Genomic DNA, 19,000 nt, shown 5'->3' with positions numbered 1-19,000 from the left:
TGCAATTTCCACGCATCAAGCACTTTTACACTAAGGCATAAATTATGAAAAAAATGACTGCCATGCTCTTTTCTCTGGCCGTGGGGCTTAACACCGTCTCCATGGCGGCGAAAGCTGACGCACCAAAAGAGCAGGAAACGGACGTCCTTTTAATTGGTGGCGGTATCATGAGCGCCACGCTGGGAACCTATCTGCAAGAACTGCAGCCGGACTGGTCTATGACCATGGTCGAGCGCCTTGATGGCGTGGCGCAGGAGAGTTCGAACGGATGGAATAACGCCGGTACCGGACATTCGGCACTCATGGAACTGAACTATACGCCGCAGAAAAAGGACGGTTCCATTAGTATCGAGAAGGCGGTAGAGATCAACGAAGCATTCCAGGTTTCTCGCCAGTTCTGGTCTCATCAGGTCAACAGCGGCGTGATGCACGACCCGCACTCCTTCATCAACACCGTGCCGCACATGAGCTTTGTATGGGGTGAGCAGAACGTCAACTTCCTGCGCGCGCGCTACGCCGCTCTGCAGCAGAGCACGCTGTTCCGCGGGATGAAATACTCTGAAGACCACGCGCAGATTAAAGAGTGGGCTCCGCTGGTCATGGAAGGTCGTGACCCGAACCAGAAAGTGGCGGCGACCCGTACCGAAATTGGTACCGACGTTAACTACGGTGAAATTACCCGTCAGCTGGTGACGTCTCTGAAGAAAAAAGAGAACTTCAACCTGCAGCTCAGCACCGAAGTGCGCGGTTTCAAGCGCAACGCGGATAACAGCTGGAGCGTGACCGTCGCCGATCTGAAAAACAACGAAGCCGAGCACGTCATCAAGGCGAAGTTTGTCTTTATCGGTGCGGGCGGCGCGGCGCTGAAGCTGCTGCAGGAGTCCGGTATTCCGGAAGCGGACGACTACGCGGGCTTCCCGGTGGGCGGCCAGTTCCTGGTGTCCGATAACCCGGAAGTGGTGAATCGTCATCTGGCAAAAGTGTACGGCCAGGCTTCCGTTGGCGCACCGCCGATGTCTGTTCCGCATATCGACACCCGTATGCTTGACGGCAAACGCGTGGTGCTGTTTGGGCCGTTCGCGACCTTCTCCACGAAGTTCCTGAAAAATGGCTCCCTGTGGGATCTGCTCAGCGCCACAACCACCTCTAACGTCAAGCCGATGATGGACGTGGGTCTGGATAACTTCGACCTGGTGAAATACCTGATTAGCCAGGTGATGCTCTCTGACGACGACCGCTTCGAGGCGCTGAAAGAGTACTATCCGCAGGCGAAAAAAGAAGACTGGCGTCTGTGGCAGGCGGGTCAGCGCGTACAGATCATCAAGCGCGATCCGAAAGAGGGCGGCGTGCTGCGTCTGGGTACCGAAGTGGTGAGCGATAAGGATGGTACCATCGCCGCGCTGCTGGGTGCGTCACCGGGCGCGTCTACCGCTGCGCCAATCATGCTGCACCTGATGGAAAAAGTGTTTAAAGACAAAGTCGCCAGCCCGGAATGGCAGGCGAAGCTGAAAACCATTATTCCATCCTACGGCACGAAGCTGAACGGCAACGTGAGCGCCACGGAGCAGGAGCTTGAATACACCAGCCGCGTACTGCAGCTGCAATACATCAAGCCACAGGCTGCGGATGCTGCGCCAAAAGCGGAGCTGAAGCCTCAGCCGGAAAACAAACCGGTTGCGGATATCGCGCTGTAAGGTAAAAGCAAAACGGTAACATCCGTTACCGTTTTTAGTGTTTTCTCCCTCTCCCGGTGGGAGAGGGGTGGGGTGAGGGCACCAGAGCGCACCCTTTCCGGGTCGGGTAAGGCGAAGCCGCCACCCGACTTATTTTTAACGTACTACCGCTTGTCCGACGTTCTCGTCCGCCTTCCACACGCGATACTTCACTTCCACGTTTTCAGGCGTATAGACCACGATCGGCAGCTTGCTGTTGTAGCGCAGCAGGCTGTTGTCGCCCAGATACGCCGTCACAAATTTCTTCTCTTTCTTCCCGTCCGGGCAGGCCATCATGGTGGAGACCGGAGAGGTCACTTTGTCAAAGACGTAATAGTCGTAACCCCAGCCTTCCAGGGTTTTACTTTCCAGCTGACCGCCCAGACGGTGCTGGTTGCAGTCCACTTCCAGCGTCTTGCCAATTAACAGTTCCACTTTAAAGTTCGCTTCATCCTGCTGAACCGGCAGCTGAATCACCTGACGCTTCATCCCTTTGTCCGCCTGCGGGTACGGAGCCACTTTTTCCAGCGGCTGCTGTTTTGGGGTTTCGCTGGCGAAAGCGCTGCTGCTGACGCACGCGGCGGCGATGAGGGCGATGGCAAATTTAGGTGCGTTTTTCATTGTCATTCCTTTATGTCAAAACGATCCTGCGCAGGTTAACATAACAACGATGAATGACCGGTGTTATTTACTTACATTTTCACTATCAGTAGCGTTATGCGCTTTTAATTTGCCTTTTTAGTGGTTGTTTATGCTGGTATGGAGTCGGGTGCCAGTTCGTGTTATTTTAGACCCTATATATTGTTATTCATCTGTAAAAGGGAAGAGAGATGGTTCATGCAAAACTGAAAACGCCTGAAGGCCGCAAGTTCCTCCTGGCGCTGCTGGTCGTATTTATGATTGCTGCCGCGTGCGTGGGGCGGGCAACCATTGTTGGCGTTATCGAACAGTACAATATCCCCCTCTCTGCCTGGACAACCAGCATGTATGTCCTGCAGTCGGCGATGATCTTCGTCTACAGCCTGGTGTTCACCGTTCTGCTGGCCATCCCGCTGGGCATTTTCTTCCTGGGCGGACGTGAGAAGCATTAAGCGCGGACTCGCAATAGCTAAGCCATCCTGCCGGATGGCTTTTTTTATGGTCTCATCCCACTCTCCTCAGGTTTTTTTAATCCGCGATATTCTATCCTGTAAGCATTCAGGCAACTGTTTTTAAAGCAGGAGCGGTAGATGCGTTCCAGATTTCCAGTGCTCAGTCAGATCCCCAAAGGCGTCTGGGTTGTGGGGGGCGTCAGTATGCTGATGGATATCTCGTCAGAGAGTATTCACAGCCTGCTGCCACTTTTTATGATGACCACCCTCGGTACGAGCGTGCTGTTTATCGGCCTGATTGAAGGGCTGGCGGAGGCCACTGCGCTTTTTATTAAGGTCTTTTCGGGGGCGATCAGCGACTACCTGGGTCAACGTAAGGGGCTGGCCCTGTTAGGGTATGGACTGGGGGCGCTAAGCAAACCTCTTTTCGCATTAGCGTCCTCTTCCGGGATGGTTTTAGGCGCACGTCTCATGGACCGTACGGGGAAGGGAATACGGGGTGCACCGCGGGATGCGCTGGTTGCAGACGTCACGCCGCCGGAAATGCGCGGTGCGGCATATGGTCTGCGTCAGTCAATGGATACCACAGGCGCATTTCTTGGTCCATTATTGGCCGTGAGCTTAATGCTGTTGCTGGACAATGAATTTCGCACTGTTTTCTGGATAGCTCTTATCCCCGGTCTGCTTTCAGTTGCCTTGCTCTATTTTGGCCTTCAGGAGCCGAAAACTCCCCTCGAACATAAACGTACTAATCCCATTAAACGAGAGAATTTAAGGCGGCTGGGGAAAGCGTGCTGGTGGGTGATTGGCCTTGGTGCAGTGTTCACGCTTGCCCGGTTTAGCGAGGCTTTTCTTGTACTTCGCGCGCAGCAGTCGGGCGTTCCTCTGGCCCTTATTCCGCTGGTGATGGTGGTCATGAACGTACTCTATTCCCTCTCGGCTTACCCTTTTGGCAAACTTTCTGATGGCATGAGCCACACCCGACTTCTGCAGTGGGGGCTAATGGTGCTGATTGGTGCAGATGTTGTTCTGGCGCTGAGCAGCCACTGGATGGGAGTCATTTTAGGCGTCGCGCTTTGGGGAATACATATGGGTATGACCCAGGGATTACTGGCGGCAATGATCGCTAAAACCGCACCGCCCGATCTGCGCGGCACGGCTTTCGGTATTTTTAGTCTGGTAAGCGGCGTGGGATTATTAATCGCCAGCGTGGGAGCCGGCGCGATATGGGAATCGTTTGGCGCGGAATATACGTTTTATGCCGGAGCGGTGATTTGTCTGACTACGCTAGTGTATCTGCGCAAAACGCCGGACGAGGCGAAATAAAAAACCAGCCATCAGGCTGGTTTTCAGTGTGTTTTTGGTCGGCACGAGAGGATTTGAACCTCCGACCCCCGACACCCCATGTCACTGCGTTAAAGCCGCTGCAACCCTTGTAAATACTGGTGCTACGGCATGTTTGACTGTATATGCAAACAGTGCATTTTTTGCAAAATCCGCACTATATACATCAATGAGTTACGGGTAGGTTTTTCCCCATACATCACCCGGCTTTAAAGACAATTTCAGCATGAGGAACTTCTACCCATTCAACATGGTTCTGGGTATAAATTTTTGTCGATTTTGCATCACTATGGGCCATCCTTGCCTGCGGATCGATACCTTGTCTTTCGAAAATATGAGCCGCCAGCGCTCTAATCTCGTGGAAAGTTGGCCTTTCTTTGATAGGTAATTCTGCCGCTACACCTATCCGGTCCCGCAGCTCTGAAAATGCCCTGCTCAAATAATCAGGGGCCACCTGTGTTGGGTGGTTAACTTCCTTGCTTATCGGATTGCTTCTCTTTTCCAGAAGTCGGTGAACAACATAAGGACTGGCCACATTGTCTCTGCTGTTGTCGATGATCTCTTTCAGGGCCCTGCCGATCGGAATTGCAACGTGTGAGGCCTCTTTGTGCTGCACTTTTTGCCGATGAATGTAAAGCGTTCCGAATATGCCAGCCTCTTCCTGATCGAACCATACACAGCCGCAAACCCCTTCTTTAGGTTCCTTGATCGAGTACCGGATCCGGGAAACTTCCAGGCGCGCTTGCGTAGTTTGTATTGCAAGGTCCATTGCAGTCTTCAGCCAAGGTTCAGCAGCTGCATGTATGGCCAGGAACTGTTCCAAAGTAAGTCGCCGGCGGACCTTTTTATCGACACGCCGCATTTTTTTCCGTGTTGCAGGGTTATCCATCATTAGCGATTCATCAACAGCATAAGAGAATAGCTTTTTCAGGAAGCTAACTTTTCGGTTCTGAACATTGGCCGACGATTCAGAATGGTAATTTCGTATGTAGGCATTTACGTGCTCAAGCTCAATGTCGCATGCGGGTATGTTATTAAAAAATTCTTTAACCCTGGTGGCATCATTATTCCAATCGTCAAGTGTGCTTTTTGACGGCTGCTCATCTTTGATCGCTCTCTCCATAATGCGATCAACATGTTCAGAAAACGGGTGGGCTTCACCATTCAGCCCTCCAGATTCCCGAATTAATGAATCTATCGATGGTGTATTTTCAGGGCGCATCCTCAGGTTATATTCTCGGGCGATGGCGATAGCCATTACTCGATCCGAACCGAGAGTTTTCTTTTTCCCAGTTATAAGCGTGAACTTATACACGCCACGATCTTTATCAAAAAAAAGATAATCAGGAAGGTGGCGGTATTCTTTTTTTCGTGGCCTTGCTGCCATGGTCAACCCTCAATTATTAACTGACGTACCGCCTGATTAACAATTGAGTCAATTCCCCACTTTTCGGTTTCATAGACAAAAACTGAACCATCTACAATCCTTCCCATGAGTAATCCGTTTTCGACCCAACGTTTAATTGTACGGTTGTCAGGAATGGAGTCTTTGGTAAATTCGCGCTTACTCCAGAGACTCGCTTTCATTAGCTTTGCCATGGTTTCCTTCTCCATAAAGCCCGGCTGCACCCGGGCTGAGTGGTTTACTCGTTGGTGCTGGTGGCAGGGATAAGTTTCTGCCAAATTGCTGACACATATTTTGCCTGATGGCGCGCATCAGCCAGGGCGTTGTGAACATCGCCAATGAAAGGCATGTCACGCTTCGGATCGAAACCAACACTGCGACCGAGGGTAACAATCGTGCGTACATCATGATCGTTCCAAAATTCCCACGGGCAAATTCGTCCGGCGCGTTCGTAAGCTCCGCGCAGAATCACATTGTCAAAGGTGGCCCCGTTACCCCAGACCTTCATGTATTTGAGATTATATGCATGCCGGTGAATGAAATGGCTAAGTTCCGACAGTGCATCAGTGATAGGCATCGCATCATCAACGCAAATAGCTGAGCGCGCTTCAGGGCTTTGTTTTAGCCACCAAAGAATCGTTTCTCCATCCGGTACCGCCCCTTGATCCATTGCGCTTTCAAGCGAGACGGCCGTATAAAATTCTTGGCCAAGCTCACCTGTATGAGGGTTAAAAAAGACGGCACCAATTGAGACGATCGGCGCGTTTGGCTTTTTACCCATTGATTCGAGGTCAATCATTAAGTCGTTCAACTGCTTTCTCCATTGCTAATTCTGCGATTAAAGCCGAGGGGACAACCACCGGCATTGGTACTCTGACGATCTGTGCTCGTACTCTATCGATTTCCCCTGCCAGCTCCAGCAGGCGGGAGCGGCAATCCTCTGCCTCGTCTCGCCACCAGGCCAGGTCGGCCTTAAGGCGGCGCAGGCGCCGCTGTTTGAGTTTACTGGGCATCAGGCCTCCGGCTTGGGGGCTGCGGCGAGCATTGCTTGGTACCGGGCATTAAGCGCTCGGGCCGTCCAACCTTTAACTAGGCAGAGTTCTGCAAGCATTTCCTCTGTCGGCTCGACAGGCACTATTACCCAACCATCCGGAAACACCGGAGAGTTGCTGCAGCGCGAATCGGCATTTTGGGGCAAAGAATCCAATGCTGACGCGGGCTGCATGGTGCAGCGCGACTCGGTGTTTTCGGCACTTTGATGTATGGCGGTGCGGCAGGCGTTCCAGATTTTCTGTGCCAAAAATTTATCCCCGATGTTATGCGCCAGCAGACTGACAATCTGACCAGCCAGACCTTTTGGCATTTCTTCTGGCACTATCTGCTTCTCTGCGGCTTCCAGCAACGCCAGCACGGTGTCGGGAGTGCAATGCTTCATAAAGTCGTTCAGCGCAGTGATTCGCTGGTCGAACGGCATAATCGGTGCTTCTCCAGCGATTTTTGCGGTCGCTGCCGCTTCACGCAGCGCCTGTTTGTCGATGTTACTCATTGGGCTGTTAGTCATTCCAGGCCTCCAGCTCGTTCTGAATTTCTTCGTCGATTTCGTCATTGGTGGCGGTCTCATTAAGATGACGGCGAGCTTCTTTCTGGAATGCCTCCCGGCGTTCATCGTACCAGGAGGAGAATTCAGGCGACCAGCCATGTGTGTAACCGTAAAAAGCAATCCTGGCATTATCTTCAGCCCGGCTCTCAACCATACAGTCAGCTGTTGTCAGCGCGCACTCGCGGATATAACCGCGCAGATCGCGTTTTCGCCACCACGGGCTCACCTTAGAATCGCAACGGCCTTTAAACTCAACTTTCCAGCGGCGAATACAGCGTGCATTTAGTGATTTGCTCATGCTGCACCACCTTCGATCGGCTTAATGCTGCTCAGAATCAAACGGCGTGATGTCAGCGGTGCACCGCTGCGGCGGCCATCTTCTTTCCGGTAGGTTTCAGTGCGGCCAACACACCAGGTCGTTGGAGTCTCGCGCAACTGCACGGTTTTCTCGCCATCTTTGGTGATGATGGTTCCGGTATGGGTTTTTATTTTCTGGTTTATCGCCATTGTCGATTACCCCTTACGCTGCTTAATCATGAGCTCTAAAACTTCCTGGCAACTGGCGCACGTTTTGCAGCCAGGCATTGCAACCCGGCGCGCCTCAGGAATGTCCTCTCCGCATTCAGAACAGTGCTCTGCAGAGACTGCATTCTGATCAATACGGTGTTTTTGTATGGCCAGCTGCAGGCGGTGCTCTACCAGCTCGTTTGCCTGATCGATGATGTCTGAACTCATACGGCACGCTCCTGGCGAAGTAACGCATCATGCAGTGCCATAGCACCCGCTTCACGGAGTGCAGAATCTTCATAACTGATGCCGTTCGAATCCATGATGCAGTCTCTATCGAGGCACTCCGAACAAGCGTTGAGGGCGGATTTGATAGCGTCGGCACGCATTTCATCTAGGAAAGCGTCGGTTGCTGGGGTATCAGGCATACCAAGCCCGGCGCATTTTTTTGCACCAGTTTTGATGTTCTCGACGTAGCACTCATCGCAGATGTACTTTTTCAGCCCCGCATTCTCTGAAGCCAGCGCCGCTATCTGCTTTTCAGCATTTGACAGCTGATCGAGGACCTCTTCAGCTAACGTCACGCGCATCACTACCTTCTGGCAGTCGTGGCGTTTGGCTCTGGCGATTGTGCCGCGCAGAGTCGCATATTTGTTGGTGGTCATTGGACGGACTCCTGACGAAGATGGTTAATTTCGGCGTCAAGGCTCATTCGCTGGTCCATCGATTCCGTCAAGGCGGCAAATGTAACGTCCAGGCGAGTGGCTACCTCACGCATCAGAGAGGCTTCTGCTGGTGGCAGTTTCCCCGCCGCAGCATGGGCTGCGGCTACCAGTTCTTTTATCTTCATGCGAGGCATGCGCGTGATTCCGTAAGCTCATTGAAACGGTTAATGAACAAGCCATATGCCTGGCCTGGGCGAAGAGGAACGATCTGGATAATGTCGCTGGCCGGAATACCTTCGAGGCAAGGCCAGAGTGAGCCGTCGTCGATATCCAGATCGCGGCGTTCCGTGGCAAGCATCACCAGATCGGCGTATTTCACTAACGCTGACATATCAGGGATGATGCTGAATTTGGCCCGGATCAGCTGTTCTACCCGCTCTTCAATGCGACGGTAATCTGGAAGCAATGCTTTCAGGGGGGCAGGGATGTCCTGGCAATAGGCTTCAGCTGCGTCATGCATCAGAGCTTCAAAGGCAAACTCTGGCGGCACAATTTGGCTGCACAGTACCGAGTGCTGGGCCACGCTGTAAAATTCCGGCAGATGACCACTGAAGCGGCAGATGTGGGAAAGTGCGGTCGCAATATCCTCGATCTCTACGTCGTCAGTGGTTGAATTGAGGTAATCGAATTTCTTACCTGAAAGTGTCTGGATATAACTCATCGTATTTTCTTCTCCATATTTGGCAGCTGCACCTGCGCCAGTTTTTGGTTGTACGAATCCCTCGCCATTGGCGATTAATAAAGGGAATTACGCTTCAATAAATCCCCGCGGCGCCGGGGATTTAATGCAGAGAAATTACGCTTTAAAGTTACCGATAAAGGTTTCAACCGCCTTGTCGGTGAACTTCTCGATCAGCAGGTCACGGAACTCGTTGGCGATAGCTTCTTCCTGGGCTTCCAGTTGAACGATGCGAAGTACAAACACCGGTTCCCCGCTTTTAAGCAGGCTGTTACGAAGGCTAAAGCGGCGTTCGCCCAGGCCTTCATATGGCACGCATTTGAACTCAAAGGCCACTGGCATGACATCTTTACTGCTGGCTTCAACGCTCTGCATCAGGGACTTTTTGCCGCCAAAATCTTCGTCTTCATGAGCTGATTCTGAGACTTGTTTAATGTTGACGCGGCGAACAGCACCAGCTGCCTGCGCGATGGACAACACATTCCCCTCGGCATCAAATGCGCTCAGGAAGTCGGCCCAGTCCTCCAGCCATTCAGCAATTTCTTTCTGGCCCAGACGATCACCGTTCACCTGAAGCAGGGCTCGGAATGGTGCTGTTTTTTTGAGTGTGATTGAGGCGACGTTATCAGCATGGCCAGGGTTAGCCAGCGTACCGATATTGAACACGGAGCGTGCGGTCATGTTGTCAGCATCGATAAAGCATCGCGCTGGTTCAGCTTCGTTGGCATAGCCAGCTGCATAACGCACAAAGTCAGGAATACTGGTTGTGGTCATGGCGCCACGGAAGCGAAAACGCTCAAACTCGAAACGCTCGAGGCTTTCTACGTGAATCCCTTCAGGAAGCAGGGCTGTCGGGCATGCCGTAACTTTTGCTGCATCCAGGTGGTAACCGGAAAGAACCAGGTCTTTCACCTGCTGCAGGGCATTGCCGTCTAAAATCTGGGACATAAAATTTCCTTAATATGTGGTCATAGGGATGTCAGTGATTTGTCTGCTGCGGATCACTGTGCCGCTTTAAGCTTTCCGTCAACGCCGCCGTTGATCCCGAACAGCTGCCCCTGATCTTCCTGCAGGATGGTCAGCTTGCCGCCTTTGTTAACCCACATTGGTGTTTCGGTGGTGTCTTCTTCGGAGGCTTTACCGCGCGGGGTTGGGGTGACGTAGTTCAGCTTGTGCTTGATCTTGACGCGCTTCTCTTCGACGGAGTTACCCATACGCTCAATATCAAAGGTGAGGACTACTTTGCCTTTGGTACCGTTGTTCAGAACGCCAAGCGCGGTAGTGTTTAAAGCTGCCGCGATCTTGTTCATGAACACGCCGGCATCCAGTTCGCCCAGGAAATCGGGCACTACAGTCATGCGGTCATTACTCATGGTTTAACCCTCTGTGAGGCGGCTGCCACCGCCAGTGGAACTTCTCCATACACAACAGAAAAGGGCACCTGCGCTTTGGCTATGGGTAGGAGGTCCATTTCCATAGCGCCCGGGTGGATTGGGGAATGAGCCCGTCGCCCGGTGATGCCCTTGTCTCTTGTGTAAAAAAGGTGCCCACCGATGTGATGGGCAAAGACTACACACAGCAATGATTTTGTTGTGGCGGTGGTGCCTCCACCTGCCGGCCCGGCCAGAACCGGCGACGCTACACCTCAAGAAACGTATTCATTTCAATAGTTGAAATAAAAACTTGTTGGCCTCGTCACGTGCGCAGAGCCGCATTACCACAACTGGAAGCGCACTCCACCAGGTAACAAACCGATCCCCATCAGGAAAAGAGGAATGCGCTTTCATGTTGTGTTGTGCTGGTCGGTGCTGATCTCCAACTTTCGGGATGGTTTTGCCATTGCCCCGCGCGGGTTAATAGTCCGCTGCACATCAGCCTGTGCATTCACCACAACGGTGAGAGCACTGTTTACCTGCTTTACCGCGTCGCGTCTCACGCAGTCCGATAATCAGCAATGCTCTCGCCTGTTGTGCCCTTAAAAAGCTGGCTGTCACCCTCAAGGGGAAAGTGAGCAGCCAGAACAGGGATCACGTCTTATTGCTTTGGCCTGCTTTTAACCACATCAGGCGCGGTGGTTTGGTGTCGACAGAAAAAAATCTAACTTAACTTAGTTTATTGGTCAAGTGAAAACATCAAACTAAACTTAGCTTGATGCTTAGAGGAAGAGCGGGAAGGGATTAGAGTTCGTACTGAACGCCTTTAACTACGCCAATAATGAGGCAGTTACCATTGATCGGTATGTTGGGGTAGCGAGGATTTAGTGGGACTAAAAATTTTTGTGGGCCATCAATGACCAGTTTTTTAACAGTCGCTTCGTTAGTGCCATCAATACGCGCAACAACAATCTTGCCATGAAGGGGTTCGGCATCTGGATCAACAATAACGGTTGCCCCTTCAGGGATTGTTGGGAGGCCATTTGGATTGGTCATTGAATCCCCTTTGACCTCTAAAGCGAACGAGCTATCCCCAATGCGTAGTGATGTTTCAACCCATTTATCAACATCACTGAATAAATCAGCGGCCTTACATTCCGTAAACTGCCCAGCTTGAACCCAGGAAATCACGGGCACACGCCTCATTTTAGTTATGAGGGTACCTTCAAATTCAGTGCCGTAAAGAATGTAATCTATTGATGTATTGAAGAATTTAGCCAGCTTAACCAGCGATTCTCCGTTTGGGATATTCACATCCTTTTCCCAATAACCCACCGCTACGTCACTAACCCCGCAGAACTTACCCAGTTCTTTTTGAGAGGTTTTTGTAACCCTGCGTAGGGCTTTAATGCGCTGACCAACCGTTTCCATGAAAGCACCAAATTTAAAAAAGACTAAGTAATCTTAGTTTTTATTGACCAAAGTTAGATTGGTTATTAATATCTAACCAAACTTAGCTAAGGAGGCTTCATGACAACCGACGAGATTGAACAACATTTCGGCAGCACTGAGAAAGTTGCCGAATTTTTTGGCATCACCAGTGAGGCCGTTTACCAGTGGCGTAATCGCCCCGGACGCTTAATCCCTAAAGGACGAGCTGCTGAAGCTGCGTATCGAACTGCTGGTGAACTGGAATTCAACCCAGAACGTTATGGCAAGAATACAACGCCTAACGATCAGAAATAACCACAGAAGGGAGGACCTAGCCGTGGGTATAGAACCTGAATGGAAAGTAGATAAGCAGCCAGCCTGGCTGGTGGCCGCAATCAAAAAAACGATCACCGAGCTTCCTGGCGGATATTCAGAAGCTGCTGAGTGGTTGGGTGTGACCGAGAACGCGCTGTTTAACCGGCTGCGTACCGATGGCGATCAGATCTTCCCGCTCGGTTGGGCGATGGTGCTTCAACGTGCTGGTGGTTCAAACCACATAGCGAACGCTATTGCACGTCACTCGAACGGTGTTTTTGTGCCATTGGCTGATGTTGAAGAGATTGAGAACGGCGATATCAACCAGCGTCTCATGGAGTCAGTTGAGTGGATCGGCAGGCATTCACAATACGTTCGTAAAGCTACCGCTGACGGCGTTATTGATGCTCAGGAACGCGCCCAGATCGAAGAGAACAGCTATCAGGTGATGGCTAAGTGGCAGGAACATTTGACGCTGCTTTTCCGTGTGTTTTGTGCGCCGGAAAAGAGTGACGCCCGCGAGTGTGCAGCTCCGGGCGTCGTGGCAGACAAATCTTGTATGGAGAAGTAATCCGCATGACCAGTTTAACGGCTTTTAACCGTTTACCGCAACTGAGGATGATCCCGGTACCGGGCGCTCCGTTGTTTCGGTATGAACGCAGAATAGCAAACCGCTGGGTGCCATGTAACCACAGTCGGGCGGTCGCAATTGTGGGGGTTTACTACAGGAAGGCGAAACGCTTATGCGCGAAGTTAACCGAAGGTTCAAAGACCACAGAGGGATCCCCGTTCGGGTTATCCGGTGGGAGCCAGAGACTCAACGAGTTATCTACCTGCGGGATGGTTATATCCACGAATGTTTCAGCCCGCTCGAACAATTCAAGCGCAAGTTTACAGAGTTAAAGGACGACCATGAGCACTAAATTAACGGGTTACGTTTGGGATGCTTGTGCCGCTTCTGGTATGAAGCTATCCAGCGTTGCCATCATGGCGCGTCTGGCAGACTTCAGCAGTGATGAAGGGGTTAGCTGGCCTTCCATCGCTACCATCGCGCGCCAGATTGGTGCAGGTGAGAGCACGGTTCGCACAGCCATATCTCAGCTGGAAAAAGATGGTTGGTTAACCCGCCAGCAGCGCCGTAAAGGCAACCGAAATGCATCGAACGTTTACCAGCTCAATGTTGCGAAATTGCAGGCTGCTGCCTTTTCTCACCTGTCAGATTCTGACGCATCAAAATCTGATGCCTCAAAAACCGACGCATCAAAATCTGAGGCATCAAAAAACGATGAGAAAGGCGGTTTTCACCCGTCAGAATCTGGGGGGGATCCGTCAGTAAATACAACTACTGATCCATCAGATAAAAAACATTCTTGTCCGGTTGCTGCGCAACCCGACCCTGTGGTGGTTATCACCGATCAGGCGAAGCAGGTTTTATCACATCTGAACAAGACCACCGGATCACGGTATCAGGTCTGCAAATCATCCTTGGAAAACATCCGGGCTCGCCTGGCTGATGGGTTTACGCCCGATGAGCTGCTGTTGGTGGTGGATTACAGCGTCGAGAAGTGGGGCGAGGATCTGAAAATGGCCGAATATCTGCGCCCTACAACGCTGTTTCTGCCATCAAAATTCCCTGGTTACCTGCAATCCGCAAATAAGTGGAACGCAGCAGGACGTCCAGAACGACAGTACTGGGGCTCAATCCGTAAGCATGATCCGATGAAATTTGGTGGACCAGATAAAGCCATTCCAGCTGGCTTCAGGGGAGCGAAATGATGAGCATGAATGCTGATAACAAATATTGCCGCGCGCTGGCTCAACTGCGCTCTAAACCAACCCACGAGTTGAAAGAGGTCGGCGATCAATGGCGCACTCCGGATCTGTTGTTCTGGGGGATCAATGCGATGTTCGGCCCTCTGGTGTTGGACCTTTTTGCCGACGACAGCAACGCGAAGTGCCCAGCATGGTACACGGCTGAAGATAATGCCCTGACACAGGATTGGTCAGAGCGTCTGGCAGAACTTGGCGGTGCCGGGTTTGGCAACCCGCCTTACAGCCGCTCTCAGTACCACGACAAGCAGGCCGTCACCGGAATGACCCACATCATTAACCACGCTATGGCAATGCGAGAAAAGGGTGGTCGGTACGTTTTTCTCATTAAGTCTGCAACGAGTGAAACGTGGTGGCCGGAAGAGGCAGATCACGTCACATTCATCCGTGGCCGAATTGGTTTCGATCTTCCTACATGGTTCGTGCCGAAAGACGAAAAGCAGCAGCCCACCAGCGCATTTTTTGCTGGCGCTATCGTGGTCTTCGACAAAACATGGCGGGGTGAACGTTTCAGTTACATCAACCGCACCGACCTGGAGGCCAAAGGCCGTGCTTCGATGTCGCTGGCCCAGTTTGCAGTGGGAAGAACGCAAACTGATGCGGCGCCGGAGCTGGACACTGAGGCAGTGCCGGAGAAATCAGAGGCAGAACTGCCCTTAACCCAAAAAGCCATTCTGGAAACCAGTGGTGTAGAGGCTTGGGCCTGTGTTGTCGCGGCGTTCGGCGAGAAAGATGAGTACACCTTCAGCGAGTCAAAGTTTGGTCATACCTGGGCTGCCGACTCTCTGGAAAACCCTGAATTTACCAATGTTTCACCGCTGACGATCGACAGAGCGAAAAAGCTGATCAGCGAGAGCATCCTGGTGGGTGTTAATGCATGGCTGGAAACATTGCCCTTTGATAGCGATGACGTGAAACAAGACATGTCAGAGCGGCTTCGCACGGTTGCCGTTGAATCTGCGAAAGAATACGGCATCAACCACAGTGAATTTATCGCGACCATGGAAAGCCTGGATAAAGCCAAATGGTCAAATATTCGGGGGATCCGCGCCCATGTCCGTGAGACGCAGGAATCAAAGAACAAGGCGTTAAACGAATCGCGCGTTTGGCCTCTTGAGGTCGGACTGGTGTTTAACCAGATTGAAGGGGCTGACGCTCTACCTGTTTCACAACAGAACAAGCTGAAAGCCAATATCAACCAGCTGTGGCTCGAACGTATGCCGACGAGTGAAATTATCACGACCGCTGGTGGTCTCTTCAACAGCATGCAGGGGGCCGTCAATGCGTGAAATTATCGTTGATAACTTTGCTGGTGGTGGCGGGGCGAGTACCGGCATTGAACTGGCGATCGGGCGTAGCGTGGATATCGCTATCAACCACGATGAAAACGCTATTGCGATGCATAAGACGAATCACCCGGACACGCTGCATTATTGCGAGTCGGTGTTTGACGTTGACCCAAGCGCAGCCACCAGCGGTAAACCTGTCGGTCTGGCCTGGTTTAGCCCTGACTGCCGCCACTTTTCCAAAGCGAAGGGCGCTAAGCCGGTTAAGAAAGAGATTCGCGGGCTGGCGTGGATTGTCCTGCGCTGGGCGCTGGCAGTACGTCCCCGCGTCATGATGCTGGAGAACGTCGAAGAATTTAAGACATGGGGACCGCTGCTGGATGAAGAATTACGCCCGGATCCTGAGCGTGCAGGTGAAACATTCGAGGCATTTGTCGGCATGCTGTCGACTGGTATCGCGGCGAATCACCCAGCACTGGCTGAGGTTTGTGAATTTCTTGCCATTGAGCCGCACGGCCAGCAGGCGCAACAGCTGATCGCCGGGCTTGGCTATGAGGTCGATTATCGTGAGCTGCGCGCTTGTGACTACGGCGCGCCGACGATCAGAAAGCGTTTCTTCATGGTCATGCGCTGTGACGGCCGCAAGATTCATTGGCCTGAAGCGACTCATGGGGATCCAAAATCACTGGAAGTACAAAGCGGCAAGCTGGCGCCATGGCGTACCGCGGCGGAGTGCATTGACTGGAATATCCCGGCCCGGTCCATCTTCGACCGCAAAAAGCCGCTGGCGGAAAATACGCTCAAACGTATAGCCCGCGGCATCCAGCGTTTCGTTATCGAGAATGCTTCGCCGTTTATCGTTAAGTGCAACCACACCACCTCACACGGCAAATATGATTGTTTCCGTGGGCAGGAGCTTGAGGCTCCTTTACAGACCATCACGAAAACCCACGGCTATGCGCTGGCGGTACCGCACCTGACTAAATTCCGCACCGGGGCCACCGGGCAGCCAGTGACCGAGCCGGTTCCAACTGTCACCGCTGGTACCTCGGCACGCCCGGGCGGGAATGGGCATGCGCTTGGCGTAGTTGAGGCTGCCCTGACACCGTTCCTGGCTGGCAATGGCGGCAGTGAGTACCAGGCAAAGCCGCGCCCGTTGGATAAACCCGCTCATACAATCCTCAAGCAGTCCCGCGCGTGCGTGGTTGCGCCGGTCATCGCCCGCCAGTTTGGCGCCAGTGTTGGACACAGGGCTGACGAACCGAGCGCGACGATTACTGCAGGTGGTGGCGGTAAGTCGCAGCTGGTAACTCCAACACTGATCCAGATGGGGTACGGCGAACGACCAGGGCAAGAACCGCGTGTTCTTCAACTGAATAACCCGCTCGGCACGGTCACTGCTGGTGGTAATAAGTTTGCAACGGTGAGCGCGTTCCTGGCGAAGCACTATGGTGGGAATTACACGGGGCCGGGTGTTGGTATGGATGAGCCTGCCCACTCAGTCACAACTGTTGATCATCACGCGGTAGTTGCGTCGCACCTGGTGAAGCTGCGCGGAACCTGCCGCGACGGTCAGACCATGGATACACCTATGCCGACGATTACCGCTGGTGGCCAGCACGTTGGCGAGGTCCGGACATTCCTCGAAACCTACTGCGGTGATAGCGAGGATGAATGGCTGGTGACGATCGAGGGGGTTAAGTACCAGATCGTCGATATCGGAATGCGCATGCTGCAACCGCATGAGCTTTATAAGGCGCAGGGCTTCCCTGACGGCTACGTTATCGATCAGGACTATCGCGGCAATCGTTACGCCAAAGACAAGCAGGTAGCGCGCTGCGGTAACGCAGTACCGCCGCCGTTCGCTCGTGCGCTGGTAGAAGCAAATCTTCCTGAATTATGTGCAAATCAAAAGGCGGGTGCAGCCGCCTGATATGGAGAAATAGCATGAATCAGTTAACCGCAAAGGGTGTTGTGACAATGTCCAGCCGTGAAATTGCCAGGCTGGTGCAGAGCAAACATGGTGATGTGAAGCGCTCAGCTGAGCGCCTTGCATCTGCTGGTATTTTAACCGCGCCGTTGGCGCACACCCCCTACACACACCCGCAAAACGGGCAAACCTACGAGGAGTATTGGTTCAACAAACGTGATTCTCTGGTGATTGTCGCCAGGCTGTCGCCAGAATTTACCGCCGCTGTTGTCGATCGCTGGCAAGAGCTGGAGAACAGCCAGGCCGTAAGTGTCCCGCAAACATTGCCGGAGGCATTACGTCTCGCCGCGGATCTGGCCGAGCAGAAAGAACAGCTGGCCCAGCAGTTAGCCGCTGCCGCGCCGAAAGTTGAGTTTGTCGATCGGTATTGTACTGCTAAAGGCTCAATGTCTTTCCGCCAGGTGGCAAAGCTGTTGCAGGCCAAAGAGACCGATTTCCGCTTGTTCCTCATTGAGAGCGGCATTTTGTACCGGCTCAGTGGAGTGCTGACACCGCGGCACCAGCACATTGCTGCCGGGCGGTTTGAAGTGAAAACTGGCACCACGAGCGAAACAAACTACGCCTTTAGCCAGGCACGTTTTACACCCAAAGGCATAGAGTGGATCGGCGGCCTTTGGACGGCACACATCGCTAAGGGGCATGCCGCGTGAGAGGACTGTTTACAGCCGAGACTGTTCCGCGCCTTGGGCTGGTGTTGTTAAAGCCGGGCAGCGAACTGATGTCTCTGTTTCAACAGGGGCGTGTGCTGGTGGAGCCTCAGCCAAAAAGCATGGCTGGGCTTCCGTCGGGCCTCGTCCCTGATGCCAGGCAGCCGCTGGCAGAAGATAAGTCCCTCGAGGAATTCTTCACCGACGAGAGAGTAATCCGTGCAGCAGGCGGTTTGACCGCGTTGGAATCCTGGTTAGAGCGTAACGTGAAGGAATGCCAGTACCCGCACACTGATTATCACCATCATGAACTGGTAACGATGCGACATCCCCCCGGATCAATGTTGCTCTGTTGGCATTGCGATAACCAGCTGCGCGAGCAAACCACCGCGGCGCTGGCAGAACTGGCCCGGCGTAATCTTATTAATTGGCTGATCAGCTCCATCCTGTCATCGCTTGGCTATAACAACGAGCGTGAATTATCCCTCGGTGAATTGTGCTGGTGGGCCGTTTATTCAGGCATTGCTGATGCAATCACGGAAAGGATGGCCCAGCTTGCGCTTCGATTACCGGATGAGCCGTTTTTATCCGTATATAGAGAAAGTGACATTGTGCCGATGCCCCCGGCAAAAAGCATTTTGCAGAAGAAGGTCACCCCTGCGGTCACGGCTGCGAAATTAAAGCATGGAGCAAATCAGGAAGTAGCCTATGAACAGCCAAAGGTTCTGGCTCTGCATGCGGATCCTGAATCCCCTGAATCATTCATGTTGCGCCCAAAACACCGAAGGTGGGTGAATGAGGACTATACCCGGTGGGTTAAAACCCAGCCCTGCGAAGGTTGCCGGCGGCCAGCGGATGATCCACACCATGTCATTGGTCACGGCATGGGCGGTACCGCCACTAAAGCCCACGATTTGTTTGTGATCCCTCTGTGCAGAGAGTGTCACGACAAATTACATGCTGATGTTGCAGCGTTCGAGAAAAAACACGGTACCCAGCTGGAGCTGCTATTCCGGTTTATGAATCGAGCACTGGCGATCGGCGTAATAACAAAAGCGTAATTGT

26 protein-coding genes are annotated in these 19,000 nt (G+C 52.7%); 11 read left to right on the top strand and 15 right to left on the bottom strand.

Annotated elements, in window-relative coordinates; genetic code table 11:
* Positions 1–44 precede the first annotated feature (44 nt).
* On the top strand, positions 45–1,694 hold the full coding sequence (mqo, locus tag ACJ69_RS11535) for a malate dehydrogenase (quinone) (protein WP_032646585.1): 1,650 nt from the start codon (positions 45–47) through the stop codon (positions 1,692–1,694).
* A 135-nt stretch (positions 1,695–1,829) separates the two neighbouring features.
* Here the strand turns inward: mqo and eco are convergent, their stop codons facing one another.
* Positions 1,830–2,333, bottom strand: a complete 504-nt coding sequence (gene eco, locus ACJ69_RS11530; RefSeq protein ID WP_054829665.1) for a serine protease inhibitor ecotin — start codon at positions 2,331–2,333, stop codon at positions 1,830–1,832.
* Positions 2,334–2,542: 209 nt separating this feature from the next.
* Between eco and ACJ69_RS11525 the strand changes: the two genes are divergently transcribed.
* Together ACJ69_RS11525 and ACJ69_RS11520 are read left to right on the top strand one after the other, a co-directional pair.
* Positions 2,543–2,803, top strand: coding sequence for a DUF2534 family protein (locus ACJ69_RS11525; protein ID WP_054829664.1), 261 nt, complete (start codon positions 2,543–2,545; stop codon positions 2,801–2,803).
* Positions 2,804–2,941: 138 nt separating this feature from the next.
* Positions 2,942–4,129 carry an MFS transporter gene (locus ACJ69_RS11520; protein WP_059347074.1) on the top strand — a complete coding sequence of 396 codons (1,188 nt, stop codon included), beginning with the start codon at positions 2,942–2,944 and terminating at the stop codon, positions 4,127–4,129.
* A 217-nt stretch (positions 4,130–4,346) separates the two neighbouring features.
* Here ACJ69_RS11520 and ACJ69_RS11515 read toward each other — a convergent pair whose 3' ends face one another.
* The 14 genes from ACJ69_RS11515 to ACJ69_RS11450 all read right to left on the bottom strand — a co-directional run bounded on the left by ACJ69_RS11515 (position 4,347) and on the right by ACJ69_RS11450 (position 11,867).
* Positions 4,347–5,534 (bottom strand): phage integrase Arm DNA-binding domain-containing protein, encoded by a 1,188-nt coding sequence (locus ACJ69_RS11515; RefSeq protein ID WP_059347073.1) that lies wholly within the window; start codon positions 5,532–5,534, stop codon positions 4,347–4,349.
* 2 nt (positions 5,535–5,536) lie between these two features.
* Positions 5,537–5,746 carry a hypothetical protein gene (locus ACJ69_RS11510; protein ID WP_054829678.1) on the bottom strand — a complete coding sequence of 70 codons (210 nt, stop codon included), beginning with the start codon at positions 5,744–5,746 and terminating at the stop codon, positions 5,537–5,539.
* Positions 5,747–5,790: 44 nt separating this feature from the next.
* Positions 5,791–6,363: a 3'-5' exonuclease gene (locus tag ACJ69_RS11505; RefSeq protein WP_048029701.1), complete on the bottom strand. Its 573-nt coding sequence runs from the start codon at positions 6,361–6,363 to the stop codon at positions 5,791–5,793.
* Positions 6,344–6,565, bottom strand: a complete 222-nt coding sequence (locus ACJ69_RS11500; RefSeq protein ID WP_054829663.1) for a hypothetical protein — start codon at positions 6,563–6,565, stop codon at positions 6,344–6,346. Before ACJ69_RS11500 ends, ACJ69_RS11505 begins: the two co-directional genes overlap by 20 nt.
* Entirely contained in the window at positions 6,565–7,098 is a 534-nt protein-coding gene (locus tag ACJ69_RS25745) for an ead/Ea22-like family protein (RefSeq protein ID WP_232248735.1), read from the bottom strand. Before ACJ69_RS25745 ends, ACJ69_RS11500 begins: the two co-directional genes overlap by 1 nt.
* A gap of 7 nt (positions 7,099–7,105) precedes the next feature.
* Positions 7,106–7,450, bottom strand: a complete 345-nt coding sequence (locus tag ACJ69_RS11490; protein WP_054829661.1) for a hypothetical protein — start codon at positions 7,448–7,450, stop codon at positions 7,106–7,108.
* Entirely contained in the window at positions 7,447–7,659 is a 213-nt protein-coding gene (locus ACJ69_RS11485) for a hypothetical protein (RefSeq protein WP_016247403.1), read from the bottom strand. The genes ACJ69_RS11490 and ACJ69_RS11485 overlap by 4 nt, the downstream gene beginning before the upstream one ends.
* Positions 7,660–7,665: 6 nt before the next feature.
* On the bottom strand, positions 7,666–7,887 hold the full coding sequence (locus ACJ69_RS11480; protein WP_020690681.1) for a TraR/DksA family transcriptional regulator: 222 nt from the start codon (positions 7,885–7,887) through the stop codon (positions 7,666–7,668).
* Positions 7,884–8,324: a hypothetical protein gene (locus tag ACJ69_RS11475; protein ID WP_059347072.1), complete on the bottom strand. Its 441-nt coding sequence runs from the start codon at positions 8,322–8,324 to the stop codon at positions 7,884–7,886. The genes ACJ69_RS11480 and ACJ69_RS11475 overlap by 4 nt, the downstream gene beginning before the upstream one ends.
* On the bottom strand, positions 8,321–8,518 hold the full coding sequence (locus ACJ69_RS11470) for a hypothetical protein (protein ID WP_016247400.1): 198 nt from the start codon (positions 8,516–8,518) through the stop codon (positions 8,321–8,323). The genes ACJ69_RS11475 and ACJ69_RS11470 overlap by 4 nt, the downstream gene beginning before the upstream one ends.
* Positions 8,506–9,045, bottom strand: a complete 540-nt coding sequence (locus ACJ69_RS11465; protein ID WP_059347071.1) for a hypothetical protein — start codon at positions 9,043–9,045, stop codon at positions 8,506–8,508. The genes ACJ69_RS11470 and ACJ69_RS11465 overlap by 13 nt, the downstream gene beginning before the upstream one ends.
* A gap of 135 nt (positions 9,046–9,180) precedes the next feature.
* The gene (locus ACJ69_RS11460; protein WP_054829658.1) at positions 9,181–10,011 is read right to left on the bottom strand and encodes a YfdQ family protein; all 831 of its coding nucleotides are present in this window, start codon (positions 10,009–10,011) and stop codon (positions 9,181–9,183) included.
* A gap of 53 nt (positions 10,012–10,064) precedes the next feature.
* The gene (locus ACJ69_RS11455; RefSeq protein WP_016247397.1) at positions 10,065–10,436 is read right to left on the bottom strand and encodes a hypothetical protein; all 372 of its coding nucleotides are present in this window, start codon (positions 10,434–10,436) and stop codon (positions 10,065–10,067) included.
* A gap of 804 nt (positions 10,437–11,240) precedes the next feature.
* Positions 11,241–11,867: a LexA family protein gene (locus tag ACJ69_RS11450; RefSeq protein WP_001515607.1), complete on the bottom strand. Its 627-nt coding sequence runs from the start codon at positions 11,865–11,867 to the stop codon at positions 11,241–11,243.
* A gap of 99 nt (positions 11,868–11,966) precedes the next feature.
* Between ACJ69_RS11450 and ACJ69_RS11445 the strand changes: the two genes are divergently transcribed.
* The 8 genes from ACJ69_RS11445 to ACJ69_RS11410 all read left to right on the top strand — a co-directional run bounded on the left by ACJ69_RS11445 (position 11,967) and on the right by ACJ69_RS11410 (position 18,996).
* Complete coding sequence (locus ACJ69_RS11445) at positions 11,967–12,182, top strand: Cro/CI family transcriptional regulator (RefSeq protein WP_020324431.1); 216 nt, start codon at positions 11,967–11,969, stop codon at positions 12,180–12,182.
* 22 nt (positions 12,183–12,204) lie between these two features.
* Complete coding sequence (locus ACJ69_RS11440; protein WP_023294083.1) at positions 12,205–12,753, top strand: YmfL family putative regulatory protein; 549 nt, start codon at positions 12,205–12,207, stop codon at positions 12,751–12,753.
* A 172-nt stretch (positions 12,754–12,925) separates the two neighbouring features.
* A complete protein-coding gene (locus ACJ69_RS11435; RefSeq protein WP_054829657.1) occupies positions 12,926–13,105 on the top strand; it encodes a DUF4222 domain-containing protein in 180 nt (59 codons plus the stop codon).
* The gene (locus ACJ69_RS11430) at positions 13,095–13,958 is read left to right on the top strand and encodes a conserved phage C-terminal domain-containing protein (RefSeq protein ID WP_020690688.1); all 864 of its coding nucleotides are present in this window, start codon (positions 13,095–13,097) and stop codon (positions 13,956–13,958) included. The genes ACJ69_RS11435 and ACJ69_RS11430 overlap by 11 nt, the downstream gene beginning before the upstream one ends.
* Positions 13,955–15,301: a phage N-6-adenine-methyltransferase gene (locus ACJ69_RS11425; protein WP_071886569.1), complete on the top strand. Its 1,347-nt coding sequence runs from the start codon at positions 13,955–13,957 to the stop codon at positions 15,299–15,301. The genes ACJ69_RS11430 and ACJ69_RS11425 overlap by 4 nt, the downstream gene beginning before the upstream one ends.
* Positions 15,294–17,231, top strand: a complete 1,938-nt coding sequence (locus ACJ69_RS11420) for a DNA cytosine methyltransferase (protein WP_054829656.1) — start codon at positions 15,294–15,296, stop codon at positions 17,229–17,231. The genes ACJ69_RS11425 and ACJ69_RS11420 overlap by 8 nt, the downstream gene beginning before the upstream one ends.
* 14 nt (positions 17,232–17,245) lie before the next feature.
* Entirely contained in the window at positions 17,246–17,938 is a 693-nt protein-coding gene (locus ACJ69_RS11415) for a phage regulatory protein/antirepressor Ant (protein ID WP_016247390.1), read from the top strand.
* On the top strand, positions 17,935–18,996 hold the full coding sequence (locus ACJ69_RS11410; RefSeq protein ID WP_057072061.1) for a DUF968 domain-containing protein: 1,062 nt from the start codon (positions 17,935–17,937) through the stop codon (positions 18,994–18,996). Before ACJ69_RS11415 ends, ACJ69_RS11410 begins: the two co-directional genes overlap by 4 nt.
* The last annotated feature ends 4 nt before the right edge of the window (positions 18,997–19,000 follow it).

The sequence above is a fragment of the Enterobacter asburiae genome, assembly GCF_001521715.1.
Taxonomy (GTDB): domain Bacteria; phylum Pseudomonadota; class Gammaproteobacteria; order Enterobacterales; family Enterobacteriaceae; genus Enterobacter; species Enterobacter asburiae.
Note: the sequence above shows the minus strand (reverse complement) of the source record. Positions and strands in the feature narration are given on the sequence as shown.